At 69.0% G+C, this 6,408-nt stretch carries 2 protein-coding genes; both read right to left on the reverse strand.

Translation table 11 applies throughout. The features are described from left to right. Window positions 1-64 precede the first annotated feature (64 nt). Window positions 65-1,621: a hypothetical protein gene (locus U8525_RS13250; RefSeq protein ID WP_374265410.1), complete on the reverse strand. Its 1,557-nt coding sequence runs from the start codon at window positions 1,619-1,621 to the stop codon at window positions 65-67. A 17-nt stretch (window positions 1,622-1,638) separates the two neighbouring features. After that, complete coding sequence (locus tag U8525_RS13255; protein WP_374265412.1) at window positions 1,639-5,721, reverse strand: M4 family metallopeptidase; 4,083 nt, start codon at window positions 5,719-5,721, stop codon at window positions 1,639-1,641. Window positions 5,722-6,408 lie beyond the last annotated feature (687 nt).

Raw genomic sequence — 6,408 nt, forward strand, 5'->3', positions numbered from 1 at the left:
GCCCCCATGAAAACGGCGGCCTCCCCTGGGGAAGGCCGCCGCTCTCACTGCTTCAGGCTCCGGACTACTGAGCGGTGGTGATGGTGCCCACCGCCACGTTGATGGTCTGCAGCGAGCCGGAGGCCGGCAGCGCGTGCGCCTTGAGGACGCTCAGCGGCACCACGGTACCGGCCGGCGTCTCGGCGCTGGCATTCACGGTCAGCGCCACGGACAGCAGCGCGCCGTTGTACGCGTGCGCCGGAGCGCCCTTCTGGTACACGCCCACGCGCAGCGTGCTGCCCTTCACGCCCGACTTGAGCAGTTGGGGCGCGGCGCCGAGGTCGTAGCCACGGTTGGCCACGTACTCGGAGCCGTCCACGGTGGACCAGGACGCGGTGGCCGCATCCAGCCCCAGCGTCAGGTCCGCGCCGCGGCCGGACTGGCCCGTGGGGCCCACCAGGTCCAGCACCAGCGTGTTGCCCGAGGACAGGCTGTCATTGCGGACCAGGCGCCAGCCCGTCCCCGTGGGGTCCACGTACTTCACCGAGCCGGCGACGGGCACGGTGATGACGGCGGAGTCCTTCCTGGACACATCCGCCACGCTGGTCGCCGTCACGGTGTACGTGCCCGGCTTGTTCGGCGCGGTGTACACGCCGGCGCTGGTGACGGTGCCGTTGGCCGAACCGCCCTCGACGGCCCAGGTCACCGCGACGACGGAGGTGCCCGTGACTTCGGCCGTGAGGCTGACGGCGGCCCCCTGCTCCACGGTGGCCGTCTTCGGAGTGACGCTCACCACCACCGTCGGGACGACGACGGGCTCCACGGTGAGGGTGGCCGAGTCGGACTTCGTCGGGTCCGCCACGCTGGTGGCCGTCACGGTGAACGTGCCCTCGCGGCGCGGCGCCCGGTACACGCCCGTGCTGCTCACGGTGCCGTTGTCGTCACCACCCTCCACGGACCACTGCACCGCGAGGTTGTTGGTGCCGGTGACCTGCGCGGACAGGGAGAAGGACGCATCCTGCGCCACCGTGCCCGTCTTCGGAGAGACGGTCACCTTCACATCCTCGACGACGACGGGCTCCACCGTGACCGAGGCGGAGCCCTTCTTCGTCGGGTCCGCCACGCTGGTGGCCGTCACGGTGAACGTGCCGGACTTGTTCGGCGCCGTGTACCGGCCCGTGCTGCTGACGGTGCCGTTCTCGTCGCCCCCCTCCACGGACCACTGCACGGCCGTGATGGAGGAACCGGAGACCTCCGCCGTGAGGTCCGCGACGGTCCCCTGCCCGATGGTCACCGCCTCCGGCGTCACCTTGACGATGACCGTCGGAGTCTGGACCGCCTCCACCTTGACGGTGGCCGTGTCCTTCTTCGAGGTGTCCACCGCGTTGGTGGCCACCACGGTGTACGTGCCGGCCTCGGCCGGCGCGGTGTAGACGCCCGAGCTGCTGATGGTGCCATGGGAGTCGCCTCCCTCCACCGACCAGAGCACGCGCGGCTCCTTCGCGTCCTTCACCGCGGCGCTGAAGGTCGCCTTCTCACCGGCCTTCACCGTGACGGTCTTCGGAGTCACCGTCACCGGCCCCGAGTCGGAGTCGGAGCAGGCCGCCAGCGCTCCAATCAGGAGCGGAACAATGAGCTTCATCCACGTTTTCATGAGGATTACCGTCCGAACTGGCTGACGAAGAGGGTGATGTCGTTGTCGTCCACAGAGCCGGCGCCGTCGAGGTTCGTCACCTCGGAGCCGTTGGTGCCGTAGTCCTGCGCGAGCAGGCCCATGTCCTCTCCGTCCACGACGTTGTCGCCATTGATGTCGCCCGTGTAGACCTGGATGGCCGCCACGGCCTTCGCCGTCGGTACCACGACGCTCGCCGCGGTCACGTGGCACAGGCCACGCGCCAGCGGCGCGGTGTAGACGCCGTCCGCGCCGACGGTGCCGCAGACGCGGCCCTCCGCCACGGACCAGCTCACCGAGGTGTCCACCACGTTCGCCACGTTCGCCTGAAGGGCGACGGAGCTCCCCACCGGCACCACCTGCTGCGCCACCGCGAACTCCACCGTGACGGGCAGGAGCGTGAAGGGCGTGGTCGCCTTGGAAGAGTTGCCGTAGGCGTCGTACGCCACCGCCTCGAGAACGTGCTCCCCCGGCGCCAGCGGGATCGGGAACAGCGGCAGCGTGTACGGCTCGGACGAGACCCGGCCCTGCAGCGCGCCGTCCACGTAGAACTCCACGTACGTCACGCCCGTGTCGTCGGTGGCCTCGGCCCGCATCGCGTAGGTCTCGTACAGGCCCTCCACGCTGGCGGTGATGTGCGGCGCGCCCTGGTCCTGGATGGTGGAGTTGCGCACCTCGAAGGTCACCGTGCGCTCCGTCGTGTTGCCCGCCTTGTCCGTGGCCGTCGCCTTGAACTCGTGCGGGCCGTTGGACAGGTTCTTCGTGTCGAACGCCGTCGCGTAGACGCCCTCGACGTCCGCGAACGCGCTCACCGGGGTGCCGTCCACCTGGAACGCGAGGCTGGAGGTCCAGACGTTGTCGCTCACGGTGGCCTTGAGCTGCACCGTCCCGTAGCTGCCCTCGACCGCCACGGAGAGCGCGGGGGCCTGGATGTCCGCCTGGGTCGAGGTGACCAGGTTGACGTCGTCGAGGAAGAACTGGACGTCTCCGTCCGGCAGCTGCATGGCCTCCAGCTGGTCCACGTCGAAGAACAGCTGCACCGTCTGGCCCTTGTACGCGGTCAGGTCGAAGCGGTGCTGGATGTACTCCGCGTTGGTGTCATCCACGTTGGAGAGCGTCTTCAGCGTCGCCAGCTCGGTGCCGGCGGGGTCCCGCACCTTCGCGCTGAAGGTGTGGTGGGGCACGGCGTCGGTGAACCCACCGTTGTAGATGCGCAGCCAGAAGCTGAAGATGGCCGAGGTCGAGGCCGCCGGGATGGCCACGGACTGACGGACGGAGTGCCGCACCGGACCCGCGGTCCAGAAGATGTAGAAGCGGCTGCCCGTGTGCGCGAAGGACGCGCTGCTGAAGATGCCCGTCGAGCCCGACACCGTCGTCGCGTTCGTCCAGCCCGTGGAGGTCTCGAAGCTGGGGTTGAGCACGCGCTGGGTGGCGGTGGTGTCCACGTAGAACGTCACCGGGGCGGAGTCACCCACGTTGCCGCTCGCGTCCGTGGCCCGGGCCACGAGCGTGTGCGCGCCGGCCGTCAGCGTGGAGAGGTTGACGACCCGGGTGAACGACTTGACCGAGTTGCCCAGGGACACGCCGTCGACGAGGAACTCCACCGCGTTGACGAAGCCGTTGTCGGACACGTCCGCGAAGTAGCCCGCGCGCGTGCCGGAGATGACCACGTTGGCCTTCACCCGGGGCGCCTCGGCGTCCGCCGCGTGGGTGACGCGCAGCGAGAAGTCATCCACCTGGAAGTTGGTGGCGAGCGAGGCGTTCTCACTGCCCTCCGCGAAGATGCGCACCGTCTGGCCCGCGTAGGCCGTCAGGTCCACGCTCTGCTGCGCATAGCCCAGCGTCGCATCCAGGTTGGACCACGTCGCCACCGTCCCCAGCACCGTGCCCGAGGTGTCGCGCACCTGGAGCGTCAGCGTGTCACGCACCGCGGTGGTCGTCGTCTCGGCGGTGGTGATGTTGAGGAAGAAGGTCAGCGCGGCCTGGTTGACGCCGGCGGGAATGGTGACGTCCTGCCACAGCCGGTCGATGTGCGTCGTGCCATAGCCGTTGAGCCACGCGAAGCCCTGGCCGGTGCGCGGGCCGGAGGAGACCGGGAAGTTGATGTTCGACGGGTCATCCGTCCAGCCCAGCGTGTCCTGCTCGAAGCCCGGGTTGATCAGGAGCTGGTCGAAGCTGTTGGAGACGGTGAAGCTCACCGGAGCGGACGCGGTGGAGTTGCCGGCCGCGTCGAACGCGACCGCCACCAGCGCGTGGGCGCCGTTGGACAGCGAGGTGGCGTCCAGCGGGAACCGGTACGGCTGGGCGGAGACGCTCCCCGCCAGGGCGGCGTCGACGTAGAACTCCACACGGGCCACGCCGACGTTGTCGTCGGCCTGCGCCTGCAGCTGGATGTCCGGCGCGCTGCCAGAGGTGCTCGCGACGACGGTGGGGGCCGTGCGGTCGTCGTACGTGCCGGCGGTGTAGCCCACGTTGATGGCCGCGAAGGCGTTCTGCACCGCGCGGTACTCGTTGGACTGGGCGCCGAAGAGGTCCGCCGCGGCCTGGAGGGCGCCGGTGCGGGCCGACATGTAGTTGGACGACGGGAACAGGTAGGTGGTGAGCGCGCGGTACCAGATGGCCGCCGCCTTGTCGTTGCCGATGCCCCTCGCGCCCGCGGGCAGGTAGGTGCTGGAGTAGTCGGCGCTGACGGCCAGCGGCTGCACGCCCTGGGACAGGAAGTAGAAGGCGCGGTTCATCGGGCCGCTGCTGTAGTGCACGTCGACGTTGCCGATGCCGGGGAACCAGGCGTCCGGGCTCGCGCCGTCCAGCGACGGGCGGAACATGACGCGCAGCGGGAAGTCGCTGAGCTGCTCGGCCATGAGCCAGTTGCCGCCGGTGTCACCAATGGTGCTGCCGCGGCCGTTGGCCACCCAGAACTCCGTCAGGGTGCCGAAGATGTCCGAGTTGGCCTCGTTGAGGCCGCCGGACTCGCCCTCGTAGATGAGGCCGGCCGTGTGCGAGGTGACGCCGTGGGTCATCTCGTGGCCCGTCACGTCGAGCACGCCCATGGACATGAAGCCGCCGGCGGCCGGGTACGAGCCGTCGCCGTAGCTCATGCAGAAGCAGCCGTCGCTCCAGAAGGCGTTGTCGTAGAGGTTGCTGGCGTGCACCCGGTTGTAGGTGGGCGAGCCGACGCCGTCCACGCCGTCGCGGCCGAAGATCTTCTTGTAGAAGTCCCACGTCGCCAGCAGGCCGTAGTGCGCGTTGACGGCCGCCGTCTGGCCGTTGGCGCTCAGGGTGTTGTTGGCACCGACGATGTAGTTCTGCCCGTCGCCCCAGACGTTGTCTTCGTCCGTGTAGAGGGTCAGCGTGGGAATGACGCCGTTCTGCACGGCGGCGTGGTTGACGTCGTAGGTCCGGATGCCCTCGCCGCCGGCGCGCGTGACGTCGCGCAGCTCGAAGAGGCCCTGGGCGTTCTGGAAGACGTCCAGCGAGACGTCACCGCTGTACTGCGAGTGGCCGAGGCCCTTGGCGGCGGCCGTCTGGAGCGAGTTCCACTTCTTCAGCACGTCGCCCGACTGCGCGTCGATGATGAAGTCCGTGTGCTTGACGCCGTCCTTCGCGTTCTCCAGCTCGGTGTGCACGTGGTACGCGAGCCGGTAGCCGACGACCTCCGTGTCGAAGTCCGCCGCGTTCTGCTGCGCGACCGGCTTGCCGGGGTAGCGGTTCACGAGCCGCGTCTGGGGATAGACGATGAGCTCGCTCTTCGGCGCGACGCCGAACTCGCCCTTGGGCGCCAGCTCCTGGGTGGCCTTCGTCACCGCGGCCTTCGCGTCCAGCGTGGGCGTCACATCCAGGCGGATGCCCTTGCGCAGGCCGTCGGTGGTGATGCGGAGGTCCCCCGCGGACAGGCCCTGGTGGGTGATGGCCATGGCGCCCCATACGGGGACGCCCTGGTATGTCTGCGCAAAGCGCGCGTGCGTCTGGCCAAAGGAGTCCGTGCTGGAGCTGGACAGCTGGAAGTCATCCCGCGAGCCCAACCCCAGCTTGAGGCTTTGCGCCTTGAGGTTCGCCAGGGACTCCGCCACACGGGCTGGCTCCCGGAGCTGGAGCTGCACCAGGGTGGATGGGGAAACGGGGGTGAGCTTCTCAGCCGCGAGGGATGAGCTCGCCGAGAGGAAACCGGCGAGGAGCAGAGGCCACCGGGGCCACGGCTTGGACATGGAAGTGACTCCACACACAGCGTTCAGGGGAACTCCCGCCGTCAGCACCCGTGGAGGCACGCTGCCGCCGGAAGGATCACGCGCATGGCGGGGGGCCCGAACACCCTCAGACCTCTGCCCCCGTACGTTCCATGGTCAGCGTAATTGTCCACCAGTATACAGTGTCGAACCCCCAAAGATATGGGGGGGCCCCTGATGGCGACGAAGCGGCCCATGCAAACACACGGAGTCGCGGCGGCTTCACGTGCGGTCCTCGGAAACAGGTGACGCGCCGCGTCCCCATGGGTCGGAGCGCCAGGAACAGCGCGCTGGCGACACGCTGGGATGGGTTCGCCTGGGCTAGGAGTGTGTTGGGGTAACGGGCGAGGAGCCGGATAACAGGCTCCTTGCAGCAGAGGTGGCGCTTCGCCCGTTTGGAGCTGGCGGCGCCGCCACTACGCGGCGAGCTGAGCCCGATGGAGTTTCAGCAGGTTGTGGGTAAGGCAGATGAGCGCCCACTCGCCGCGCGCTTTCTGCAGTCCACGCAGCAGCAGTTGGCGGAAGCCTCGCGCC

It is taken from the genome of Corallococcus sp. RDP092CA, assembly GCF_041903675.1.
In the GTDB taxonomy this organism is placed as follows: Bacteria; Myxococcota; Myxococcia; order Myxococcales; family Myxococcaceae; genus Corallococcus.

What these genes read in the sequence shown, in the direction of transcription:
- U8525_RS13250 (WP_374265410.1), bottom strand. Translation starts at nt 1,621, where the DNA reads ATGAAGCTCATTGTTCCGCTCCTGATTGGAGCGCTGGCGGCCTGCTCC.